General features: G+C 68.4%; 18 protein-coding genes. 6 read left to right on the top strand and 12 right to left on the bottom strand.

Annotation, left to right across the window (positions count from 1 at the left end; genetic code table 11):
* Positions 1-439: 439 nt before the first annotated feature.
* On the bottom strand, positions 440-1219 hold the full coding sequence (locus QWG60_RS03520; RefSeq protein WP_146907824.1) for a slipin family protein: 780 nt from the start codon (positions 1217-1219) through the stop codon (positions 440-442).
* Between the two features lie 52 nt (positions 1220-1271).
* Positions 1272-2786, bottom strand: coding sequence for an NfeD family protein (locus QWG60_RS03515; RefSeq protein ID WP_379825659.1), 1515 nt, complete (start codon positions 2784-2786; stop codon positions 1272-1274).
* A 244-nt stretch (positions 2787-3030) separates the two neighbouring features.
* On the opposite strand from QWG60_RS03515, the gene QWG60_RS03510 reads away from it, so the two are divergent.
* From QWG60_RS03510 to QWG60_RS03490, 5 genes are read left to right on the top strand one after another with little or no spacing between them, the layout of a single operon-like run.
* Positions 3031-4287: an ABC transporter substrate-binding protein gene (locus QWG60_RS03510; RefSeq protein ID WP_146907820.1), complete on the top strand. Its 1257-nt coding sequence runs from the start codon at positions 3031-3033 to the stop codon at positions 4285-4287.
* Positions 4288-4329: 42 nt separating this feature from the next.
* On the top strand, positions 4330-6042 hold the full coding sequence (locus QWG60_RS03505; RefSeq protein WP_146907818.1) for an ABC transporter permease: 1713 nt from the start codon (positions 4330-4332) through the stop codon (positions 6040-6042).
* Positions 6043-6050: 8 nt separating this feature from the next.
* Entirely contained in the window at positions 6051-6749 is a 699-nt protein-coding gene (locus tag QWG60_RS03500; protein ID WP_046079278.1) for an ATP-binding cassette domain-containing protein, read from the top strand.
* Positions 6746-7345 carry a sigma-70 family RNA polymerase sigma factor gene (locus tag QWG60_RS03495; RefSeq protein ID WP_046079279.1) on the top strand — a complete coding sequence of 200 codons (600 nt, stop codon included), beginning with the start codon at positions 6746-6748 and terminating at the stop codon, positions 7343-7345. Before QWG60_RS03500 ends, QWG60_RS03495 begins: the two co-directional genes overlap by 4 nt.
* On the top strand, positions 7342-7542 hold the full coding sequence (locus tag QWG60_RS03490) for a zf-HC2 domain-containing protein (RefSeq protein ID WP_046079280.1): 201 nt from the start codon (positions 7342-7344) through the stop codon (positions 7540-7542). Before QWG60_RS03495 ends, QWG60_RS03490 begins: the two co-directional genes overlap by 4 nt.
* Positions 7543-7551: 9 nt before the next feature.
* Here the strand turns inward: QWG60_RS03490 and QWG60_RS03485 are convergent, their stop codons facing one another.
* The 10 genes from QWG60_RS03485 to doeA form a co-directional block, all read right to left on the bottom strand.
* Positions 7552-8235 (bottom strand): haloacid dehalogenase type II, encoded by a 684-nt coding sequence (locus QWG60_RS03485; protein WP_146907816.1) that lies wholly within the window; start codon positions 8233-8235, stop codon positions 7552-7554.
* Between the two features lie 140 nt (positions 8236-8375).
* On the bottom strand, positions 8376-9785 hold the full coding sequence (locus QWG60_RS03480; protein WP_046079282.1) for an aminotransferase: 1410 nt from the start codon (positions 9783-9785) through the stop codon (positions 8376-8378).
* Between the two features lie 289 nt (positions 9786-10074).
* Positions 10075-11556 (bottom strand): NAD-dependent succinate-semialdehyde dehydrogenase, encoded by a 1482-nt coding sequence (locus QWG60_RS03475; RefSeq protein WP_046079283.1) that lies wholly within the window; start codon positions 11554-11556, stop codon positions 10075-10077.
* Positions 11557-11743: 187 nt separating this feature from the next.
* Complete coding sequence (locus tag QWG60_RS03470) at positions 11744-14521, bottom strand: aminotransferase class I/II-fold pyridoxal phosphate-dependent enzyme (protein ID WP_107182212.1); 2778 nt, start codon at positions 14519-14521, stop codon at positions 11744-11746.
* A 36-nt stretch (positions 14522-14557) separates the two neighbouring features.
* Positions 14558-15547, bottom strand: coding sequence for a C45 family autoproteolytic acyltransferase/hydolase (locus QWG60_RS03465; protein WP_107182211.1), 990 nt, complete (start codon positions 15545-15547; stop codon positions 14558-14560).
* Between the two features lie 56 nt (positions 15548-15603).
* Complete coding sequence (locus QWG60_RS03460) at positions 15604-17079, bottom strand: biotin carboxylase (protein WP_146907814.1); 1476 nt, start codon at positions 17077-17079, stop codon at positions 15604-15606.
* 179 nt (positions 17080-17258) lie between these two features.
* Positions 17259-18128 carry a carbon-nitrogen hydrolase family protein gene (locus tag QWG60_RS03455; RefSeq protein WP_046079286.1) on the bottom strand — a complete coding sequence of 290 codons (870 nt, stop codon included), beginning with the start codon at positions 18126-18128 and terminating at the stop codon, positions 17259-17261.
* Positions 18129-18298: 170 nt separating this feature from the next.
* Positions 18299-18778, bottom strand: coding sequence for an Lrp/AsnC family transcriptional regulator (locus QWG60_RS03450; protein ID WP_146907812.1), 480 nt, complete (start codon positions 18776-18778; stop codon positions 18299-18301).
* A complete protein-coding gene (doeB, locus tag QWG60_RS03445) occupies positions 18775-19788 on the bottom strand; it encodes a N(2)-acetyl-L-2,4-diaminobutanoate deacetylase DoeB (protein ID WP_046079288.1) in 1014 nt (337 codons plus the stop codon). Before doeB ends, QWG60_RS03450 begins: the two co-directional genes overlap by 4 nt.
* A gap of 11 nt (positions 19789-19799) precedes the next feature.
* Positions 19800-20999 carry an ectoine hydrolase DoeA gene (doeA, locus tag QWG60_RS03440; RefSeq protein WP_146907810.1) on the bottom strand — a complete coding sequence of 400 codons (1200 nt, stop codon included), beginning with the start codon at positions 20997-20999 and terminating at the stop codon, positions 19800-19802.
* Between the two features lie 207 nt (positions 21000-21206).
* Here doeA and ehuR point away from each other — a divergent pair, with 207 nt between their 5' ends.
* Positions 21207-22610: a MocR-like ectoine utilization transcription factor EhuR gene (gene ehuR / locus QWG60_RS03435; protein ID WP_052719357.1), complete on the top strand. Its 1404-nt coding sequence runs from the start codon at positions 21207-21209 to the stop codon at positions 22608-22610.
* The last annotated feature ends 85 nt before the right edge of the window (positions 22611-22695 follow it).

The following is a 22695-nucleotide window of genomic DNA, read 5'->3' as shown; positions in this document are numbered from 1 at the left end:
GGAGGTGGATGCCATGAAGGCGTCAGGGTCGTGTCGTGCGCAGCCCTTCCCGGCCTCGCGAGAAGGCCGATGCCGTGGCGCCGGTCATGCGCCGAGGCACATGGAACGCATCGTGGCGCTGCGGGAGAGAGGCTGACGGTGCAAGGCGGGCGCGGGGCGCCCAGGACATCGAGACGATGCCCGGCCGCGATGACATCGTGACGACGTCATCGCGGCCCGAATTCGGGAGGGAAAGGCTAGGGCGGCGTGGCCAGCCCGGAACGAGAGGGCATCACGGTATGTCGGTTCCCTTGCGTTGGATCGACGAGACAACGGGCAGATCCGGCTACCCCGTCAGGAGCGCGGGAGTCTACCAGACACGCCGGATCGCTGCATCCGGCGAGACCCGAGGATCGACGAGGGGCACCGGGGACACGATGGCGGTTCATGCCACCTGCCATCACGGATTCCCCTTGTCGTTGCCGCCAGCGCCGGCGCCGGTCATCGACTTGAAGGCCTCCACCAGGTCGATGGGCAGCGGCACCACGATGGTCGAGGCGTTCTTGTTGCTCATGTCGCTCATGGTCTGCAGGTAGCGAAGCTGCAGCGACGTCGGGTTGCCGGACATGACGTTGGCGGCCTCGAGCAGCTTCTGCGAGGCCTGCAGCTCGCCCTCGGCGTGGATCACCTTGGCGCGCCGCTCACGCTCCGCCTCGGCCTGGCGGGCGATGGCGCGGATCATGCTGTCGTCCAGGTCGACGTGCTTGATCTCCACGTTGGCCACCTTGATGCCCCAGCTCTCCGCCGAGGCGTCGATGATCTCCTGGATGTCGTCGTTGAGCCGGTCGCGCTCGGACAGCATCTCGTCGAGGTCATGCTTGCCGAGCACCGAACGCAGCGTGGTCTGGGCCAGCTGGCTGGTGGCGCTGACGAAGTGCTCGACCTGGATGATCGCCTTCTCCGGGTCGACCACCCGGAAGTAGAGCACCGCGTTGACCTTCACCGTGACGTTGTCCTGTGAGATCACGTCCTGCTCGGGCACGTCCATGGTGATCACCCGCAGGTCGACCACTTCCATCTTCTGGATGCCCGGGATGATGATGAACAGGCCCGGGCCCTTCACCGCCTGGAAGCGCCCCAGGAAGAACACCACGCCACGCTTGTACTCCGGCAGGATGCGGATCGAGGCCGCGATCAGCATCAGCAGCAGGACCAGCGGCACGAGATAGGAAATCAGCATGTCGGTTCTCCTTGGGTAGTGATCGAGAGAGGGTGCGGTCGATTTGTGGACGTCAGGACGATGCCTCGCGGGGCACCACCTCGACTGTGAGGCCGTCGATGGCGATCACCCGCACCGTCTGTCCGCGGCGCAGCGCCTGCTCGCTGCGGGCGTTCCAGCGTTCGCCGTGCAGGCGCACGTGACCCTCGCCCTGGAAGTCTTCCAGCGCCTCGGCCTCGAGGCCCACCAGCTCCTCCTGACCGGTGCGCGGGGGGCGCCGGCGCAGGCCCAGGAAGCGGGTCAGCACCCACAGCATCAGGCCCGCCGCCACCAGGGCGATGCCGCCGATCAGCGGCAGGGAAATATTCAGGGTATCCGCGTCCATGAGCATCACCGATCCGATCACGAAGGCCACGATGCCGCCGATGCCCAGGATGCCGAAGCTGGGCATCAGCGCCTCGCCGACGATCAGCCCCAGCCCCACCAGGATCAGCGCCAGGCCGGCATAGTTAACGGGTAGCACCTGGAAGGCAAACAGCGCCAGCAGCAGGCAGATGATGCCGATGGTCCCCGGCACCAGGCTGCCGGGATTGGAGAGCTCGAAGATCAGGCCGTAGAAGCCGATGATCATCAGGAAGTAGGCCACATTGGGGTTGGTGATCACCTCCAGCAGCCGGGTGCGCCAGTCGGGATCGAAACGCTCCACGGCGAGGTCGGCGGTCCGAAGGGTGATGCTGCCGTCCTCCATCACCACCTCGCGGCCGTCGATCTGGGCCAGGAGGTCGTCGAGGTCCGTGGCCAGCACGTCGATGACGTTCCGCTCCAGCGCCTCCCGGGCGGTGAGATTGACCGCCTCGCGCACCGCGTCCTCGGCCCAGTCGGCGTTGCGGCCGTGGCGATCGGCCAGCGAGCGGATATAGGCCACGGCGTCCTCCAGCACCTTGCGCTCCATGGCGGTCTCGCCGCGGCGCTTGGGCACGGCCTCCTCATCGTCCGCCGCCGTGTCGTCGCCCGCCCCGGCCGAGGTCTCGACTGCCTCGTCGCCCTCGGTCGACGACGCCGTCGCGGCGGCCGACTTCGCCTTGCCGCCGGACGTGGGCTCCGCATCCTGCGCATCGGCGTCGTCCGGCGCTTCCGGCTCGCCGATGCCGGGCAGCCCGCCCCCGCCGCCGATCTGCACCGGCGTGGCCGAGCCGAGATGGGTGGCCGGCGCCATGGCCGCCACGTGGCTGGCATAGAGCAGGTAGGTGCCGGCGCTGGCCGCCCGGGCGCCGCCGGGCGAGACGTAGAACACCACGGGAATCTCCGAGGACAGCATCGCCGAGATCATGTCGCGCATGGAGGCGTCGAGCCCCCCGGGGGTGTCCAGCTGCACCACCACCAGCCGCGCCTCGCGCTCGGCGGCGATGTCCAGGCCGCGCACGAAGTAGTCGCCAGTGGCCGGGCCGATGGCGCCGTCGAGCGTCATCACCAGCGCCGTGTCGCGCTGCTGCTGCGCCGCGGCGTGCCAGGCGGCGAGCCCGCCCATCAGCAGGCAGGCCAGGCTGAACCAGAACAGCACGCGATGCGGCAGGGACGACCGGGACATCATGGCAACCTCGCCTCGATCTCGGTATGGGTACAGGCCATAGCGTCGGAACGCATTAGGGCCTGCCGATCAGTGTAGACGCCGTGACCACGGACGAGGGCCCAGCGTTTACCATCGACCCGAGAGGGCAACGCCCTCGCCGCGCTATGCTGGTGGCGCCGTAAGGAAAACGGCGCGGCCACGACACAACCGAAGCCGCCTCACGCCACTCTCATCATTTCTTTCCATCGCCAAGGACGCCTCGATGCCCTCACGCCGCTCGCCGACACGCTCGCTCCCTTTCCTGCCGCTGCTGCTGGGCGCGGCCCTGTCGTTCGCCGACGTGCTGACCGCTCCTCCGGCCCGAGCCCAGGACGCGCCGTCGGCCGAGCGCTGGGCCGCTATCGAGGCCGAGGCCCGGGGACAGACCGTGTACTGGAACGCCTGGGGCGGCGACGCCACCATCAATCGCTATATCGACTGGGTCGCCGAGCGGGTGGACGAGCGCTTCGACGTGGAGGTGGTGCACGTCAAGGTCGATGACGCCGCCGCCGCGGTATCGCGGGTGATCGCCGAGAAGTCGGCCGGCAACGTCGACGACGGCGCCATCGACCTGGTGTGGATCAACGGCGAGAACTTCGCCGCCATGAAGCGCCACGAGCTGCTCTACGGCCCCTTCGCCTCGTTGCTGCCGAACTTCGAACTGACCACCCCGGCGGCCAACCCCGAGGTCGTCACCGACTTCACCCTGCCCACCGAGGGGTATGAGTCGCCTTGGGGCAAGGCCCAGCTGACCTTCTACGTCGACGCCGAGCGCGTCCAGGCGCCGCCCGGCAGCATGGCCGCGCTGCTCGACTGGGCCCGTGCCCATCCCGGGCGCTTCACCTACCCGCTGGTGCCGGACTTCCTCGGCACCACCTTCCTCAAGCAGGGGCTGATCGCGCTGACCGAGGACCCGAGCGTGCTGGCCGAGCCGGCCTCGGCCCACGACGTGGCCGCGGTGACCGCCCCGCTGTGGGACTTTCTCGACGCCCTGCACCCGCACCTGTGGCGCGAGGGCCGCGACTTCCCCAGCGGCGGCCCCGAACTCAAGCGGCTGATGGGCGACGGCGAACTGTCGCTGGCCTTCACCTTCAACCCCTCCGAGCCCGCCGCCGCGGTGGCCGCCCATCGGCTGCCGCCGAGTACCCGCAGCTACGTGCTCGACGGCGGCACCCTGGGCAACGTGCACTTCGTGGCGATCCCCTTCAATGCCGCCCACAAGGCCGGGGCCATGGTGCTGGCCAACTTCCTGCTCTCGCCCGAGGCCCAGGCCCGCAAGCAGGACATCGCGGTCTGGGGCGATCCCACGGTGCTCGACATGGACGCCCTCACCCCCGAGCAGCGCGCGGCCTTCGACGTCGACGACGCCTCCCCCGCCCGGCTGCCGCCCGAGGCGCTGGGACGGCTGCTGCCCGAACCGCATCCCAGCTGGATGGAGGCCCTGGAGGCCGGCTGGCTGGCGCGCTATGGCGACGGCTGAGTCGGCAGACGCCTCCCGGATCTCGCGCTGGGGCCGGGGGCGATGACGCCGTTCGAGCGGGCGATCCGCCCCTTCCCGGGCCTGACCCTGGCGCTGCTGGGCCTGCCGGTGGCGGCGGGGCTCGTCGGTGTGGTGGCGCCGGCCTTCGGCTGGCTGCCAGCGCTGGGTGGCGAGACCCTGACGCTGGCGCCCTGGCGCGCCCTCCTGCAGGCCCCGGGCCTGGCCGACATGCTGCGCCTGAGCCTGGTCACCGGGCTCGCCAGCAGCCTGATCGCGCTGGCCATCGTGACGCTGTTTCTCGGCGCCTTCCTCGGCACTCGCCCCTTGCGCTGGGTGCAGCGCCTGCTGGCGCCGCTGCTGGCGGTGCCCCACGCCGCCGCGGCCATCGGCCTGGCCTTCCTGCTCGCCCCCTCGGGGCTCGCCAGCCGGCTGGTCTCGCCCTGGGCGAGCGGCTGGCAGCAGCCGCCGGACTACCTGTTTCCCGGCGACCCGGCAGGGCTAGCGCTGATCGCCGGGCTGGTGCTCAAGGAGGTGCCCTTCCTGCTGCTGATGAGCCTCGCCGCCCTGCCCCAGTGCCGCGCCGAGGAGCGCCTCCGAGTCGCGCGATCGCTGGGCTACGGGCGCCTCAACGCCTTCTTGCGCGCGGTGCTGCCGGGGCTCTATCCGCTGATCCGTCTGCCGCTCTATGCGGTGATCGCCTTCGCCGGCTCGACCGTGGACGTGGCGATCATCCTCGGCCCCTCGACGCCGCCGACGCTGGCCGTGGCGGTGGTGCGCTGGCTGAACGATCCTGACCTGGCGCTGCGCTTCCAGGCCTCGGCCGCGGCCCTGCTGCAGCTCGGCGTCACCGCCCTGTCGCTGCTGGCCTGGTGGCTGGCCGAGCGGCTGGTGGCGAGGCTCGCCGCCGGCTGGCTGATCGGCGGCACACGCGCCCGCGGCGAGCGGCTCGGGCGCGCGCTGGCCGCCGGGGCCACCGCGCTCTCGATCCTGCTGCTGGGCGCGAGCCTCATGGGCCTGGCGCTGTGGTCGCTGGCCGCCTGGTGGCCCTTCCCCGCCGCCTGGCCCTCGCCGATGACGCTCGACGCCTGGCGCCAGGGACTCGCGTCCGGCAGCGCACCGCTCGCCGACACCGCGAGCCTGGGGCTCGCCTCGACCCTGCTGGCGCTGACGCTGGTGCTCTGCTGCCTGGAGGCCGAGACCCTGCGTCGCCGACCGCTGGCGCCGGGGACGCAGCTGATCCTCTACCTGCCGCTGCTGGTGCCGCCGGTGGCCTTCCTCTACGGCCTGGTGCAGTGGCAGGCCCAGCTGGGGCTGGCCGCCGGCTGGCTGGCGGCGGCGCTGGGACACGCGCTGTTCGTGCTGCCCTACGTCTTCCTCACGCTTGCCGAGAGCTATCGCCGGCTCGATCCACGCTGGGGCCAGGTCGCCGCCGCGCTCGGCGCCTCGAGGGCACGCGTGTTCTGGCGGGTTCGCCTGCCGCTGCTGGCGGCGCCGATCGCCGTGGCCGCCGCGGTGGGCTTCGCCGTCAGCGTCGGCCAGTACCTGCCGACCCTGCTGCTCGGCGGCGGCCGGCTGGCGACCCTGACCACCGAGGCGGTGAGCCTGGCCAGTGGCGGCGACCGCCGCCTGACCGCGGTCTTCGCACTGGGCCAGCTGGCGCTGCCGGCGCTGGGCTTCGTCCTGGCTGCCGGCCTGCCGCGGTGGCTGTTTCGCCACCGGGTCACGCCCCATTCATCCACCACTGCTTCGACATGAGCGATGCCATGCCCGCGCCGAACCCGCTGATCCTCGACGACGTCGTCATCACACGCAACGGCCGCCCGCTGGTGGCCGTGGACGCCCGCATTGCCCCCGGCGAGGTGCTGACCCTGATGGGCCCCTCGGGCGTCGGCAAGTCGACCCTGCTGGCCCAGGTCGCCGGCTTCCTGGCCCCGGCCTTCACGGCCACCGGGCGGGTCCGGCTGGGCGACGACGACCTGACGGACGCGCCGCCGGAGCGGCGCCGGCTGGGGCTGCTGTTCCAGGACCCGCTGCTGTTCCCCCACCTGAGCGTGGGCGGCAACCTGGCCTTCGGCCTGCCCGCCGGCGGCAAGCGGGCCGAACGCCGCCGGCGGGTGGACGAGGCGCTGACCGATATCGGGCTGTCCGGCTTCGCCGAGCGCGACCCGGAGACGCTGTCCGGCGGCCAGCGCGCCCGGGTGGCGCTGATGCGGGTGCTGCTGGCCGAGCCGCGGGCGATGCTGCTCGACGAGCCCTTCTCGCGGCTCGACGCGGCGCGACGCGACGAGATGCGCCGGCTGGTGTTCGCCCGCGTTCGCGCGCGGGGCCTGCCGACCCTGATGGTGACCCACGACCGGGAAGACGCCGAGGCGGCCGGCGGACGCGTGATCGAGCTCACGGCCCGGGGCACCAGGCTGGAGACATGGCGAGCGAACGCCACGGACGACGAGGAGACGACGTGATCGAGCATTCCGATAGCCCACGCCCCGGCGCGGATCGCCGGCGCCGCCTGGCCGCGGTGCGCCCGCGACTGGTGTCCTTCGCGCTGATGCACCTGCGCGACCGCACCCAGGCCGAGGACGCCGTCCAGGAAGCCCTGGCCGCGGCGCTGGAGAAGGACGACAGCTTCGGCGAGCGATCCGGCTACGAGACCTGGGTGTTCGGCATCCTCAAGCACAAGATCCTCGATGCCATGCGCGTCCAGAAGCGCCAGGGGCGCTGGACACCGCTGGAGGACGACGACACCGACGACGCCATCGAACGCCAGTTCCACCGCGACGGGCACTGGAACCCCGAGGCCCGGCCACGCGGCTGGGGCGAGCCGGAGGCGGCCTTCGAGAGCGAGCATTTCTGGCGGGTCTTCGACGCCTGCATGATCGGCCTGCCCGACAACCTGGCCCGGGTGTTCTCGCTGCGCGAGCTGATGGGGCTGTCCACCGACGACATCTGCCAGACGGTGGGCATCAAGGAAAACAACTGCTGGGTGATGCTGCACCGCGCCCGCCTGCGCCTGCGGGCCTGCATCGAGCGCGGCTGGCTTGAGGAGGATACCCCATGATGAAGTGCAAACAGGCCACGCGCCTGATGTCGCTCAAGCAGGACCGGCCGCTCACCCGGCGCGAGCGGCTGTCGCTGCGCCTGCATCTGACGATGTGCGGCGCCTGCCGGGCCTGCGAGCGCCAGTTCTCGCTGCTGCACCGGGCCGGCGAACGCTACCGGCCCGACGATGAGGACGAGCCCTCTCCTCGCGGCTGAGCGCCGACGTCACGACGCAGGCACCAGATAGTCGGCCAGCGCCTCCAGGTCGGCCACGGTGATGTCGGGCTCGATGCCCCAGGGGTCGAACGGTGCCTCCGGATTGCGCCGCACCCAGGCCGCATGGAGGCCGGCATGGCGCGCACCGATCACGTCGAAGGGGTTGCTGGAGACCAGCCAGGTGTCGGCCGGCTCGGCCTCGAGGCGCTGGCGAAGGTGGAAGTACACCGCCGGGTCGGGCTTGAAGCGCTTCACCTCGTCGACGCTGACGATCTCCTCGAAGCGGTCGCGCAGCCCGGCCGCGGAGAGCAGCCGGGTCACCGCCTCCTGGCTGCCGTTGGAGAAGGCCACGCAGCTGACGCCGGCCTTGGCCAGCCGTGCCAGCGCCTGCTCGGCCTCGGGAAAGGCCGGCAACTGGCCGTAGCTGCCCATCAGATGATCCTTGTCGGCCTCGAAGAGCCGGGTCTGGAGCGCGCGGTCGGTGTACTCCAGCGCCTCGCGGGTGCAGCGGGCGAAGTCCACATAGGCGCCCATCAGCCCGCGGCGGAAGCTGTACTCGAGCTGCTTGTCGCGCCAGCGGCGCGAGAACTCGGCCGCCCGCGACGGATCGTCGAGGCGTTCCTCCAGTTCGGTGACCACCCCGTGGGTGTCGATCAGGGTGCCGTAGACATCGAAGGCCAGTAGCGTCGCCATGGGCGTCTTCCTCCATACGATAAACCTTCCCAAGACTGGGCCAGCATCGAGCCGGGCACAAGGAGACGAAGGGCGAGTGCGGCGCCCGGAACCAGAAACGCCGCGGGCGAGGCCGCGGCGTTCGTGGAGGGCGAGTACGATCAGGCGGTCTGCAGCACGCCTTCGCGGGTCAGCTCGTCGGTGACCTTGTTCACCGCACGCTCGGTGCGGGCGATGATCTCGTCGACCTCGTCACGGGTGGCGACCAGCGGCGGCGCGAAGCCGAGGATGTCGCCCTGCGGCATGGCACGGGCGATCAGGTTCTCCTCCATGGCGGCGGCGGCGATGCGCGGCGCGACCTTGAGCGACGGATCGAAGTGGGCGCGCTTCTCCGGGTCGGCGGAGAACTCCAGCGAGGCCAGCATGCCGACGCCGCGCGCCTGGCCGACGATCGGATGATCGCCGAAGGTCGCGGCCATGCGCTCCTGCAGGTAGGCGCCGGTCTCGGCGGCATTGGCAGTCAGGCCTTCGCGCTCGATGATCGCCAGGTTGGCCAGGCCGGCGGCACAGCCCAGGGCGTGGCCGGAGTAGGTCCAGCCGTGGCCGATCGGGCCGTATTCGCCGGTGCCCTGCTCGAGCACCTGCCACACGCGATCGCCGACGATCACCGCGGAGAGCGGCTGGTAGGCGCTGGTCAGGCCCTTGGCGGTGGTCATCAGGTCCGGCTTGATGCCGTAGTGGTGGCTGCCGAAGTCGGCGCCGATGCGCCCGAAGCCGCACACCACCTCGTCGGCGATCAGCAGCACATCGTACTTGTCGAGCACGGCCTGGATCTCGTCCCAGTAGCCTTCCGGCGGCGGCACGATGCCACCGGTGCCGAGCACCGGCTCGCCGATGAAGGCGGCCACGGTGTCCGGCCCCTCGGCCAGGATCATTTCCTCGAGCCTGGTCGCGCAGTGCTTGGAGAACTCGCGCTCGGTCATGCCTTCCTGCTCGGCGGCGCGATGATAGTAGTACGGCGCCTCGGTGTGCAGGATGCCGTCCATCGGCAGGTCGAACTGGTCGTGGAAGGCCTTGAGGCCGGTCAGCGAGCCGGTGGCAATGCCGGAGCCATGGTAGCCGCGCATGCGCGAGATGACCTTCTTCTTCTGCGGACGGCCGAGCACGTTGTTGTAGTAGCGCACGATCTTGAGCTGGGTCTCGTTGGCGTCACTGCCGGACATGCCGTAGTAGACCTTGGACATGCCGGGGCCGGCCAGCTCGAGGATCTTCTCGGACAGGGCGATCTGCGGCTCGTTCGAGTGCCCCACATAGGTGTGGTAGTAGGACATCTCGAGGGCCTGCTGGTAGATGGCCTCGGCCACCTCGGTGCGGCCATAGCCGATATTGACGCAGTACAGGCCGGCGAAGCCGTCGATGAACTCGCGGCCGTCCTTGTCGACGATGTGGATGCCCTTGCCACCGGTGATCACGCGGCCCGGCGCATCGCCGTGGGCGAAGTCGCGCAGGTGGGTGGAGGCGTGGAAGGTCACCTTGCGGTCGCGATCGATCAGATCCTGATGGGTGGTCATGCGTGTCTCCAGTAAGGCTCCCCGACTCCGGCGGGGAGGATGTTCGTCGTTCGTTATGTCCGGACCGGCCACCGCCGGTCCTCTGTTCCTGAACCCGCGCCGCTCGGGCACGGGTTGCTGAAAAACTTCTGCCTCAAAACAAGAGAGCTCTGCGAGCGACGACCAGACAAGGCGGATCCTGGAGAGAACTGCGGAGTTTACGTTCTGTAAATGAGCATGTTCGATCGGACTCGCGCCCGAGACAGGATCCAACGCCGTATGGTCGAGCGCAGCAAGCTCCCGGATAAAGCTAGCTCCCGGAAACGGAGCCCAGCGCTCCGAGACAGTAGTACTTCGTCTCCAGGTACTCGTCGATGCCGGTCACGCCGCCCTCGCGGCCCAGGCCGGATTGCTTGACGCCGCCGAAGGGCACCGGCGGGCCGGTCATCTTCACCGAGTTGACCGCGACCATGCCATACTCCAGCGCCCGCAGCAGCTTCCAGATGCGCCGGATGTCATGGGTGTAGACGTAGGCGGCGAGGCCATACTCGGTATCGTTGGCCATCTCGATGGCCTCGTCGTCGTCGCGGTAGGCGGTGATGCCCGCCACCGGGGCGAAGTTCTCCTCGCGCCAGACCTTCATCTGCGGCGTCACCCCGGTCAGCAGGGTCGGCATGAAGAAGTTCTCGCCCGGCGCCTGATTCTGGTCGCCGGCCACCAGGGTGGCGCCGCGGGAGACGGCGTCGTCGACGATGGAGGCGGCCTTCTCCACCGCCTGACGATGGATCAGCGGGCCCAGGTCGACCTCGCCGTCCAGGCCGTTGCCCACGCTCAACGCCGCCATGCGCTCGGCGAACTGCTCGACGAAGGCGTCGTGGATCGACTCGTGCACCAGGATGCGGTTGGCCGCCAGGCAGTCCTGACCGGCGGTCTGGAACTTGGCCGCCACCGCGGCATAGGCCGCTTCCTTCGGGTCCATGTCCGGGCCGACGATGAAGGGCGCGTTGCCGCCGAGCTCCAGCGACACCCGCTTGACGGTATGGGCGCACTGCTCGATCAGCAGACGGCCGACCCGGGTGGAGCCGGTGAACGACAGCGCCTTGATGCGATCCTCATCGCACAACAGCTTCGAGACCTCGGCGGCGTCGCCCAGCACCACGTTGAAGATGCCGGCCGGGATGCCGGCGCGCTCGGCCAGTTCGGCCAGCGCCAGCGCCGAGAACGGCGTCTCGTGGGCCGGCTTGACGATCACCGGGCAGCCGGCGGCCATGGCGGCGGCGGCCTTGCGGGTGATCATCGCCAGCGGGAAGTTCCAGGGCGTGATCAGCGCGGCGATGCCCACCGGCTCCTTGAGCGTGCCGAGGGCGGCGTTGGGGATATGGCTGGGAATGGTCTCGCCGAAGGTGCGCTTGCCCTCCTCGGCGAACCAGCGCACGAAGCTGGCGCCGTACTCGACCTCGCCGCGGGCGTCCGGCAGCGGCTTGCCCTGCTCGCGGGTCATGATCAGCGCCAGGTCCTCGCGATGGGCCTGCAGCAGGTCGTACCAGGCCAGCAGACGCTCGCAGCGCTCGTCGGCGCGCAGTGCCCGCCAGTGCACGTAGGCCGCCTCGGCGGCGTCCACGGCGGCGCTGATCTGCGCCGCCTCGAGCAGCGGGATATGGCCCAGCACCTCGCCGGTGGCCGGATCGACGACCGCGTCCTCGCGGCCCTCGTCGCCGTGGGTCCACTTGCCGTCGACATAGGCGTACTGCCGGAACAGGCGCGGGTCGTCGAGCATGTTGGACAGCGTCATAAGCACCTCCCCTGAAACGCCGCCGCGAGAGAGGCGCGACGGCGATGATATGACATCCGCGGCGGTTGCCGCGTGATGGTGTCAGGGTAAGGCAGATGGGCGGGCGGGAGTTTTTGAAGTCAGGCGCCGGAGACGTGACGTTTTTTCGTTCCGGCGCCAAAGAGTTGCGTTTTTTTTGGCGCGGTCCTCAACACGCCGGCGGCTCGGCCAGGGCGGCCGCGGTGAACACCAGCAGCCCGAGCTCCGGGCGATAGCCGTGGATCTCCGTGACGTCCAGGGCCTGCAGGAAGTGCAGGATCTCCTCGCTGACCACCTGGCCAGGCACCAGCACCGGGAATCCCGGCGGATAGGGGATCACGAAGCTCGCCGAGACCACGTCCCGGCCCTGGCGCGTCTGGGCCTGAAGCTCGCCGTTGTCGAACCGCAGGTATTCGGTGTTCTCCTCGTCGTAGCTGAGGAAGTAGGCGCTGCGGATGTCGCCCTCGGGAGTCTCGGGGCTGCGCCGGAAGGCGTCATGGAAGCGGCTGAAGTCGGGCAGCGGCGGCAGCTCCCGGGTCAGGGAGTGGACCCGCTGCTCGATGATCCTGCGCTCCGGGCGGCTGCTCTCCTCCCAGCGCGTCTCGAACTCCTTGGCCAGCTTGATCAGCACGTCGAGCAGATAGGCGATGGAGCCGCGGGTAGTGCCGATGTTGGTCATGAACAGCACGGTGTTGCGCGACGTCTTGTTGATCTGGATGCCGTACTTGTTCATCAGGTATTCGTTCTTGAAGGCATCGCCGTCGACGCCGGTCGCGCCGATGGCGATGGTGATCCGGGAGGGGTCGATCACGAACTCGTCCCGGGCCCAGGCTTCCTCCATCTGGTTCCAGCCGGTCACCGGATCGTAGAAGGACTCGACCCCGGACTCACGATACTCGGCGGGCACCATGTCGGCGTTCTTGAGCACCCGGAAGTACTTCTGCAGCAAGGGATGGGTATACAGCTGCTCGCGCAGCGACAGCGCCGCCTCGACCTGGGCGTGTACCAGCTCGAAGCCTTCCATCTCGGCCTGCATGCGCCCCACGTCCAGCGAGGCCAGGATCTGATAGTTGGGCGAGGTCGAGGTGTGTGTCATGTAGGCCTCGTGGAACGGGGCCTCGACCCGCTGGCGGAAATCCTGATCGAAGACGTGGATCATCGAGCCCTGACGCAGCGAGGTCAGGGTCTTGTGGGTGGAATGGGTGGCGTAGGCGCGCAGGCGCACGAGGTCGGGATCCGGCAGCAGCGGACGCTCGAGCCAGGTGGCGTCGTCGTCGGGGTCGAGGGCGTCGAACTCGGCCTTCCAGGCCGCGTACTCCTCCCGATAGGCCTCGCTGCGGTAGCGGTCACGCAGCGTGCGTGCCGCGTGCATGGCGGTGCGCGGCCGATAGGTCGGGTTGAAGGAGGCGAAGGCGAACCAGGCCTCGTCCCACAGGAACACGAGGTCCGGCTTGATCGCCAGGCACTCCTCCATCACCCGGCGCACGTTGTAGACCACGCCGTCGAAGGTGCAGTTGGTCAGCAGCAGCATCTTCACCCGCTCGAGTTCGCCGGCGCGCCGATAGGCGAGCAGGGTCTTCTTGATCTCGTGCAGCGGCACCGCGCCGTACATCGAGTAGTCGTCGAGAGGATAGGAATCCAGATAGCTGACGTGGGCGCCGGCCAGCACCATGCCGTAGTGGTGCGACTTGTGGCAGTCGCGGTCGACCAGCACGATGTCGCGGGGCTTGATCAACGCCTGGACCACGATCTTGTTGGCCGTCGAGGTGCCGTTGGTGACGAAGAAGCTTCGCCGGGCGCCGAAGGCCCGGGCGGCATACTCCTGGGCCTTCTTGATCGGCCCGTAGGGCTGCAGCAGCGAATCCAGCCCGCCGGAGGTCGCCGACGTCTCGGCCAGGAAGATATTGATGCCGTAGAAGTCGATCATGTGCCCCGCCCAGTGCGAGCGGGTCACCGACTTGCCCCGCGAGATCGGCATGGCGTGGAAGACCCCGGTGGGCTTGCGGCTGTATTCGCGCAGGGCGTCGAAGAAGGGCGTGCGGTAACGGTCGTCGATGGCGCGCAGGATGGTGTGATGCTGTTCGATGTAGTCGGTCTCGCGGTAGAAGATGCGCCTGAAGTGGCGGATGTCGCCGCTGGCGGTGCTCTCCACGTCGCCGCTGGTGACCAGGAACTGGTCGATCTCCGGGCGCAGCTCGCTGATCATCGAACTGAGCAGGATGCTGCGCTCCGCCTCGGACTGGTGCTCCAGCTCCTGCTCGGAGAGCCCCTCCAGATAGTTGCGCAGCGCGCTGAGGTTGTACTTCGACTTGTAGGGAAACTCGTAGCGGATCAGGCAGGCCTGGATATTGGGATTGACCAGCACCGCGATCAGGGCGTCCTCGAAGCTGCGCACCGTGACCACGTCGTAGACGAAGCGGTCCTCGGGGCGACGCAGGTTGTGGAAGGCCTCGCGCACCACCTCCTCTTCCTGGGCCGAGAGGTTGTCGACGATCAGCAGCTCGAAGTAGGGCTGAGCCGAGCTGTTCGACGCCGGATGCCCACGGCGCAGCTGATTGAGGGCGTCCAGGGTCTCGAGGTCCTCGGCATCGGCGTCGGTCTCCGAGAGATCGACGTGGCGACGCCGGTAGGACTCGCTGATCAGCGCCCGCACCAGGCGCCTGACCACCTTCTCGAGCAGCCCGTATTCCTGGCGCTCGAACAGCGCCCAGATGTGACGGAAGTCCTCCTTGGAAGGGAAGGCGTGATAGTCCTCGATGATCTCCAGCCGGGTGAGCTTGACGTCGATCGCCTTGATCAGCTGACGCTGGCCGCCCTCGTCCTTGAGGCGCACGAGCTGGCCGAGATCGCGCTTGAGGGCGTTCCAGGTGTCGGCACGCAGCTGGGAGATCTTGTGATAGAAGCCCAGCGCGGTGTAGGGCGTTTCGGAATGGCTGCTGTCGTGCATGGCGATCCCCTCTGGCTGTTCTTTTTCTGCACCCGTTCAGCCCGTGTAGAGCCCCCGTGCCCCGTAGCGGACGGTGATGCGTTCCTCGGGAAAGTCTTCGAAACCCAGCTCCAGGTTGAGCCCCGGCCAGTGGAAGCCGGCACTCCCCTCGGTCGGTCGATAGACGGCGGTATAGATCGTGCCCAGACCACGGCCATAGTCGTGACGGAACAGCGGCGGCGACGCGAGGGCGGAGACGAGGCGCGCCTCGCCAGTACTCTCGTCGTCCACCAGGATCGACAGCTGGCGCTCGCGGATCAGCGTCTCCGAGGCCAGGGCGTGGGCATACCACTCGATCTTCTTCTGGTGGTTGGTGGCCACCGGCACGCGGCGGATGCTGGCCCGGCGGTCGGGGGCGATCATCGCCGTCACGTAGCGCCCGGCCCGGTCGGCGACGGTGATGTTGTAGGCCATGTGCGTCGGCACCCGGGCCAGCACCTCGGCGGCCTGAGGCACGTCGTCACAGGTCTCGAGCAGGTAGCGCAGGATGATCGGCGCACCGAAGCCGTCACCTACCGCCTTGCGGCCACCAAAGGCCAGCGAGACCGCCAGCCCGGCATCGTTCATGCCGTCGAGCACGCCCCACAGGCAGTCGGACATGGCGATCACCCGGCGCCGGTTCCAGCGGCTGCAGAGGATGGTGCCCTCGCACAGCTCGGGCGGATAATCGTAGTTGCGCGCGAGCACCGTCGACGACGGCCGCGCCAGCACCGCCTGGGAGCAGCCGGTGATGTAGGCCGGAGGGCGATACAGGCTCAGCAGGCGCGCGCTGAGATCTCCGCCGCCGGCCAGCTCGCACAGCATCCGGTAGGTGTCCATCAGCTCGGGCATGTGCCGGCGCAGGGCGTTGTAGCAGGCCAGATAGGCCGGACGCTCGCGCTCGCCCTCGCTGAGGTACCACTGCTCGTAGGCCGGCCAGTGGTAGTCGAACAGCGACCGCCACTTGGGCCCCGGCAGCTCCTCGCGCACGGTGCGAAAGTCCAGCATCTTTTCCGGCCCGCTCCCCCACCTGCCCGGGGACGGGCCGGGGTGATGTCTGCCGCTCATAGGATCTTGAAGTTGCCACCGCCGATGGCATGGCTGACGGCGACCTCCTCCACCACGGGATCCTGAAGCGGCTGGCCGGCGTACTCGCCGCGAATGCCTTCGATCCACGCGCGGGCGCGCTCGGTGAGCTGGAAGTCGTCGTCCATCAGCCGCCCGCGGGTGATCAGGATGCCGAGATCCGCCCCCTCGTAGCGGAAGTCGCCCTCGCCGCTGATGCGCAGGAAGAACGCTTCGTGCTCGTTCTCGGCGGCATGGGGATGGGAGTCGTAGTGGTCGTAGGCGATGCGGCCGTCCTGCTCCATGCGCCACACCCCCGAGGCCGGGGCCGCGGTCAGCAGATCGACGCTCTCCTCGGTATGCTTGATGACCAGCTGACTCCAGCTGTCGATGCTCTCGGGATGCGACCAGCGCTCGTTGATCTCGGCGATGTCGAGGTCGAAGTCCAGCTCCGAGAACTCCAGCAGGTGAAACAGGAACAGCGGGATGTCGGAGTGGGCGAAGGCCGCCACGTTGGTCAGCGAACTGGCCCCGGTGACCCGTGGATTGAGCTCACCGAGATAGACCTCTCCACCATCCATGTCGATCAGGAAGTCGAGCTCGAAGTAACCCCGGTAGCCCTCCTCGCGCAGGGCCTCGCCGAACTTGAAGGTGTACTCGCGGGCCTTGTCGCGCACCGTCTGGCTGAAGGCGCCGGCGAACATCTCGTTGCCGCACCAGCCACCCTTGTAGGGCGTCAGCGACTTGAAGCCGACCAGTTCGGTCATCAGCGGGCCGACCACGGTGCCGCTGCGGGTGGCACAGGCCTCGATGGCAGAGCCGCGGCAGTTGATGCGCTTCATGATCTTGACCTCGGGCTCGGCCTCGATCTCCTCGGCGACCTTGTAGTAGTCCTCCTCGCTGGCGATGAAGAAGGTGGTATGCCCGGAGTCGCCGTAGGCGGTCTGCACCACCAGATCGGTGCCGAGTTCGCGGCTCACCTCGAGCAGCTCCTGGTAGCTGCCCACCTTGGCCAGCACATTGGGCACGCTGGGCACCCCGGCCTTGTTGCCGATACGCACGGTCTCGATCTTGTTGTCCATCCGCGAGCGCAGCGCCGCGGGCGGGAAGGCGATCTTGAGCCCCAGCTGTTCACAGACCTCCTCGGTGTGCTCGTCGAACATCAGGAAGGTGGCGATACCGGCGTCATCGCCCTGGGCGCGGGACTGGATAAAATCGATCACCTCCTTGTGCTCGAGGAGGTAGTTGTTGATGTCCTCGATACCCTCGAAGTCGCGGGGAAACTTCTCTCGCGGCACGAAGACGTTGCGCTGACGCCGATCGAAGCAGTCGATGTAGTTGATATGGCGAAAATTCCCGACCCAATCGCCGATTCCCAGCAGATTGAAGTTGGTCGCCGAGATGAAATAGATCGGGCGCTTGTTGTTGAGGAAATGACGACGGACATCGGCAATGCTTGTTATTTTGCTGCTCATCGTAGTCGCTCCCTGAGGGGCTTCGGAGGCCTCGGGTGCCGCCGCAGAGGCGGAACCCCGGGGCCGCTCGGCGTCGGCATGGCCGGCGGCCGCGGACGGATGGAACAGGCGACGCAAACCACCGAGGATTCTGGCGAACATGGTGGCTCCTCAATTCCGGAATGGTTGCTGAGAGACGATCAGTACTCCTCAAGGTTAGTGCGTTGTGGCTTTTCCAGCGGCCCCAGGGTATCCAGGAAGGGCGAGAAACCGCCCTCGTGGCGATACAGCGTGAAGTCGACGCGCCGGTCGCGGAAGCTCTTGAGCGGCTGACCGAGGCCGCGCAGGCCGGTCTCGCGCTCGCGACGCACTCGGCTCAGATCGACCTCGACGGGCATGATCTCCTCGCCGGTGCCGGCCTGGTGGATGACATCGCCGGAGGGCCCCACCACGATAGAACGCCCGTTGCCGATGGCCCCGGCCCCGTTGATGTCGAAGAAATAGCACTGGTTGACCGCGGCGTTGGTCCGCGCGATCGACAGTTCGATGTCGCGGTCGATGGTGTCGGTCATGGTCGGATGCAGGATCACCTCGGCACCCATCGCCGCCAGGGTGCGGGTGGTCTCGGGAAACCACATGTCGTAGCAGATCGACACGCCGAAGCGACCCACCTGCGGCACGTCGAAGACGACGAACTCCTCGCCGCTCTCCACGCCGGCCTCGTAGGGGCGGAACGGGAACATCTTGCGATAGCGCGTCACGACCTCGCCGCGGGGACTGATCACCGACAGGGTGTTATAGATGGCATCACCGGCCTGCTCGAACATCGAGCCCGGAATCAGCCAGATGCGGTGCTTCTCGGCCAGGTGGCAAAACATCGCCTCGGCGTGGCTGGGCATCGGCTGGGCGTGGTGTGGCGAGGCGCCCAACGGCATCAGCTCGCTGAACAACACCATCTGCACCTGGGGAAAGCGGCTCATCAGCACGTCGATGCGATGACGCATGGCTTCGGTGTTGTCGCCGTGATGCAGGGCATGCATCTGGACACCGGCAATCGTGAAGTAGGACATGTCATACCCTCGCGTCAGGCGATCTCGAATCACTGCAGGCGGCCGGCGCCACGCATCGTGCTTGGCCGGAGGGATCGCCCGGCGTGGTGGGGAAATCCCACCGCTCTTCTAGCTTATGCCACGTGCGGCGGGGCGAATCAACGCAACAGGAACGCCGCGATCTGCCGCCCTCAGTCGGCCACGAAGTCGCCGGCGGCGAATCCGCCATCGGGCCGCTTGACGCGCTTGGTGACGATGTAGGTGAAGTAGCGCTCGATGCCGACGTCGGACATCAGCCAGGCATCGATCAGGCGCTGGTAGGCATCGATGGAGGCGGCCTCGAACTTGACCAGGTAATCGACCCCGCCGCCCACGGCCACGCACTCGGTGGCCTCGGGGGTGTCATGGACGAGTGCCTCGAAGCGGGCGAAGCTCTCGGCGTTGTGGCTCTTGAGCTCGATCTGCACCCACACCGGCGTGCGCGGCCGCAGCACCTCCGGATTGAGGCGCGCCCCATAGCCCTCGATGATGCCGGCCTTCTCCAGCCGCCGCACCCGCTCCCAGCAGGGGCTGACCGAGAGGTTGATCGCCTCGGCCAGCTTCGACTTGGTGATGCGCCCGTCGCGGGACAGGATCTCGATGATCTTGAGATCGTAGCGATCGAGCTTCATGACAAGGAATCGACCACCTCGGCGATCACCGCGATGGTGTCGCCCATGTTGACGTTGGCCGGGAAGCGGCGCGCCATCAGCAGCCCGTCGCGCTCGGCGCGGTACTCGATGGGCGCGGCGCCGCTGCGGGTCATGTCGTAGACCCGGGCGATCACCTGGCCGTTCTCCACCGTCTCGCCCAGCGCCACCGTCAGCTCGAGCAGCCCGGTGTGCTCGCTCTGCACGTAGCAGCTGGCGTCCGGCATGTCGAGATAGACCTGGGGCTCGACGGGCGCCTCGATCTCGCCCGCGACCAGCCCGAAGTGAACCAGGAAGTTGTGGATGCCACGCTCGGTGATGGCCAGGCTCTCCGGCGTGGAGGTGCCGCCGCCGCCGAGCTCGGTGGCCACGAACACCTTGCCCTGGCGCTCCACGGCGGTGTCGAACAGCGCCTCGGCGTCGAGCTCGAACATGATCATGGCGTAGGGCGCGCCGAAGGCCTTGGCACCGTCCAGCGCGCGACGCTGCTGGTCGGCATCGTCGAGCACGTGGGAGGCGGCGAACGGCACGATGTCCAGGGTGCGGCCGCCGGAGTGCAGGTCGAGCACCGCATCGCTCATCGGCACCAGGGTGCGGGTGAAGTAGTCGGCGATCTTCTCGGTGACGCTGCCGTCGGGGTCCCCGGGGAAGCTGCGGTTGAGGTTGCCGCCGTCCATCGGCGAGGTGCGCTTGCCGGCCTGGGCCGCCGGGGTGTTCATCATCGGCACGATGATCACACGCCCCGTGACGTCCTCGGCGGACAGCGAGCTCGAGAGCTTGTGCAGCGCGGTGATGCCCTCGTACTCGTCGCCGTGGTTGCCGCCGGTCAGCAGCGCGGTCGGGCCCTCGCCGTTCTTGACCACGGTGATCGGGATCATCACCGCCCCCCAGGCCGACTCGTCGTTGGAGATCGGCAGCTTGAGGAAGCCGTGCTGGACACCGTCGGCCTCGAAGTCGACGGTGGCGGCAATGGGGCTCGGTCGCTTGCTCATGGCGTTACTCCTTACATGACGAACAGCTGGCGGGGGAAGTCGGCCAGCGTCTCGCAGCCGTCCTCGGTGATCAGGATGCTCTCGGTGATTTCCAGGCCCCAGTCGTCGACCCACAGGCCGGGCATGAAGTGGAAGGTCATGCCGGGCTCGAGGATGGTCTCGTCGGAGGGGCGCAGGCTCATGGTGCGCTCGCCCCAGTCCGGCGGATAGCTGATGCCGATGGGGTAGCCACAGCGCGCACCGCCGCGGTCGAAGCCGTACTTGTCCATGGCCGCGCCCAGCGCCATGGCGATGTCCGCGGTGCGGTTGCCGGGCCTGGCCACATCGAGGCCGTGCTCGATGCCCTCGAGCAGCGCCGACTCGGCGCGCACGAACTCCGCCGGCGGCCGCCCCAGGAACACGGTGCGCGACATCGGCGCGTGATAGCGCTTGAACACCCCGGCGATCTCGAAGAAGGTGCCCTCGCCCTCGCGGAACGGCGTGTCGTCCCAGGTCAGGTGAGGCGCGGCGGCGTCCTTGCCGGTAGGCAGCATCGGCACGATGGCCGGATAGTCGCCGCCGAAGACCTTGCCATGCTCGTCCTTCCAGCCTTCGATGCCGACCCGATAGATCTCCGAGACCAGCTTGCTCTTGGGCAGCCCCGGCTCGATCACCTCGAGGATGCGCGAGTGCATGCCCTCGACGATCCGCGCCGCAATGCGCATGTACTCGATCTCCTGGGCCGACTTGATCGCCCGGCACCAGTTGACCAGACCGTTGGCGTCCAGAAAGCGAGCGTGAGGCAGCTCGCGCAGCAGCGACTGGTAGGCCTTGGCCGAGAAGTAGTAGTTGTCCATCTCCATGCCCACCACGCCCTGGTGCCAGCCGCGATCGGGCATGATCGACTGGGCCAGGTACTCCATGGGGTGCATGTCCGGATTCTGCACGTAGTGATCCGGGTAGTAGGTGAGGTTCTCGGGGTCCATCCAGCAGGTGCGCAGCGCCCCGTTGGCATCCATGCGCCGGCCGTACCACACCGGCTCGCCTTCGAGCCCGAGCAGCACGCACTGGTGGACATAGAAGGACCAGCCGTCATAGCCGGTCAGCCAGGCCATGTTCGAGGGGTCGCTGATGATCAGCACGTCGATGCCCCGGCTCGCCATCTCGGCGCGGACTTTCCAGAGCCGGCCGGCATATTCCTCGCGAGTGAAAGGCAGGGAAACCTGAATCATGAAATCGCTCGTCCAACGATCACGTCACCGATACCGGCCACCTCTCGATCCTGGAGGTGCCGGGGCGCCAAGGCGGTTGACGGCCATGCGAGGGGCCGCTTGAATTGTCATGATTGACGACAGCACAATGCATGACAATATCAGTCAATGTCTTTCAGCCGATACTAGCACCCCCGCTTGGCCGACGGTCAAAGGCTTTATTGCATCATGACACTCGATCTGACGCCCTTCCTGCAGGACGCCGGCCCCAAGTACCTGGCCATCGCCCGAGCCCTCTCCGAGGCCATCCGCCAGGGTGAGCTTGCCCCCGGCACCCGGCTGCCGCCGCACCGTCGACTGGCCGAAACCCTCGGCGTCAGCGTGCAGACCGTCTCGCGCGCCTACGCCCAGGCCGAGAAGATGGGCCTGGTGCAGTCGAGGATCGGCAGCGGCACCTGGATCAACACCCTGGACGACGCCCGGGAATCGGCCTACCTGCGCGGCCAGGAACCGCGCCGGGAGAGTGCGCTGGTCGACCTGTCCATCGCCCATCCGGTGTGCACGGCGGCCCATCACCGCCGCTTCCGCGAGACCCTGGCCTCGCTGGCCGAGCACGTTCGCCCCGAGGTGATCGCCGCCAACCGCCCCATCGCCGGGCTGCTGCACCAGCGCGAGCGCGCCAGCGACTGGCTGGCCGCCAGCCTCGGCGTGCCGGGCGGTCCCGAGGACCGGGTGCTGTGCAACGGCGCCGCCCACGGCCTGATGCTGGCCATCTCCACCGTGGTCCAGCACGGCGACCTGGTGCTCACCGAGGCGCTCACCGATCACGGCCTGATCGCCCTGTCGCGCACCCTGGGCTTCCAGCTGCGCGGCGTGGCCATCGACGAACGCGGGGTGATTCCCGAGGCCCTCGACCTGGCCTGCCGGCGCCTGCGGCCGCGCGCCGTGTGCCTGACACCGACCCAGCTCAACCCCACCGGGGCCACCATGGACGAGGCCCGGCGCGACGCCGTGGCCCGGGTGCTCGACCACCACGGCGTGTGGCTGATCGAGGACGACGTCCATGCGCTGCTCGAGCCGCCGGGGCTCTCGCCGCTGGCCGCCCGGCTGCCAAACCTGTGCTTCCACGTCACCAGTCTGACCAAGGTCGCCCTGCCGGGGCTGCGCGCCGGCTACCTCAGCGTGCCCCGCGGCCAGCTGCACCATGCCCTGCCGCGGATGCGCGCCACCACCTGGATGGCCACCCCGCTGATCTTCGAGCTGGCCGACGCCTGGCTCGCCGACGGCACCCTGGCCCGACTGGCCATCGAGCAGCGCGAGCTCTTGGCCGAGCGCCAGCGCCTGGCCGGCCGCTTGCTTGCCGGCCACGAATTCAGCGCCCGACCCACGAGCCTGCATCTCTGGCTGTCGCTGCCCAGCGCCTGGCGCGCCGAGGAGCTCCAGCAGCAGGCCGAGCAGGAAAGCATGGCCGTCACCACCGCCACGCCGTTCATGGTCGAGCAGGCCCCGGCGCCGCGGCGCATCCGCCTGAGCCTCGGCGCCGAACCGGATCTCGAACGCCTGAAAGGCGCCCTGTCGCGTCTGGCCGGACTGCTCGACGAGGCCCCGCCTCCGATGCAGATCATCTACTGACCGTCTCGTGCCCCCCAATGATTTTTAGAACTTCGTGATCTAAAGAAGCGATCTTCCATGCCGATAGGGAGGCGTCCCTTCCTGT

The sequence above is a fragment of the Halomonas halophila genome, from assembly GCF_030406665.1.
Taxonomy (GTDB): Bacteria; Pseudomonadota; Gammaproteobacteria; order Pseudomonadales; family Halomonadaceae; genus Halomonas; species Halomonas halophila.
This window is presented reverse-complemented; position numbering and strand designations above follow the sequence as displayed.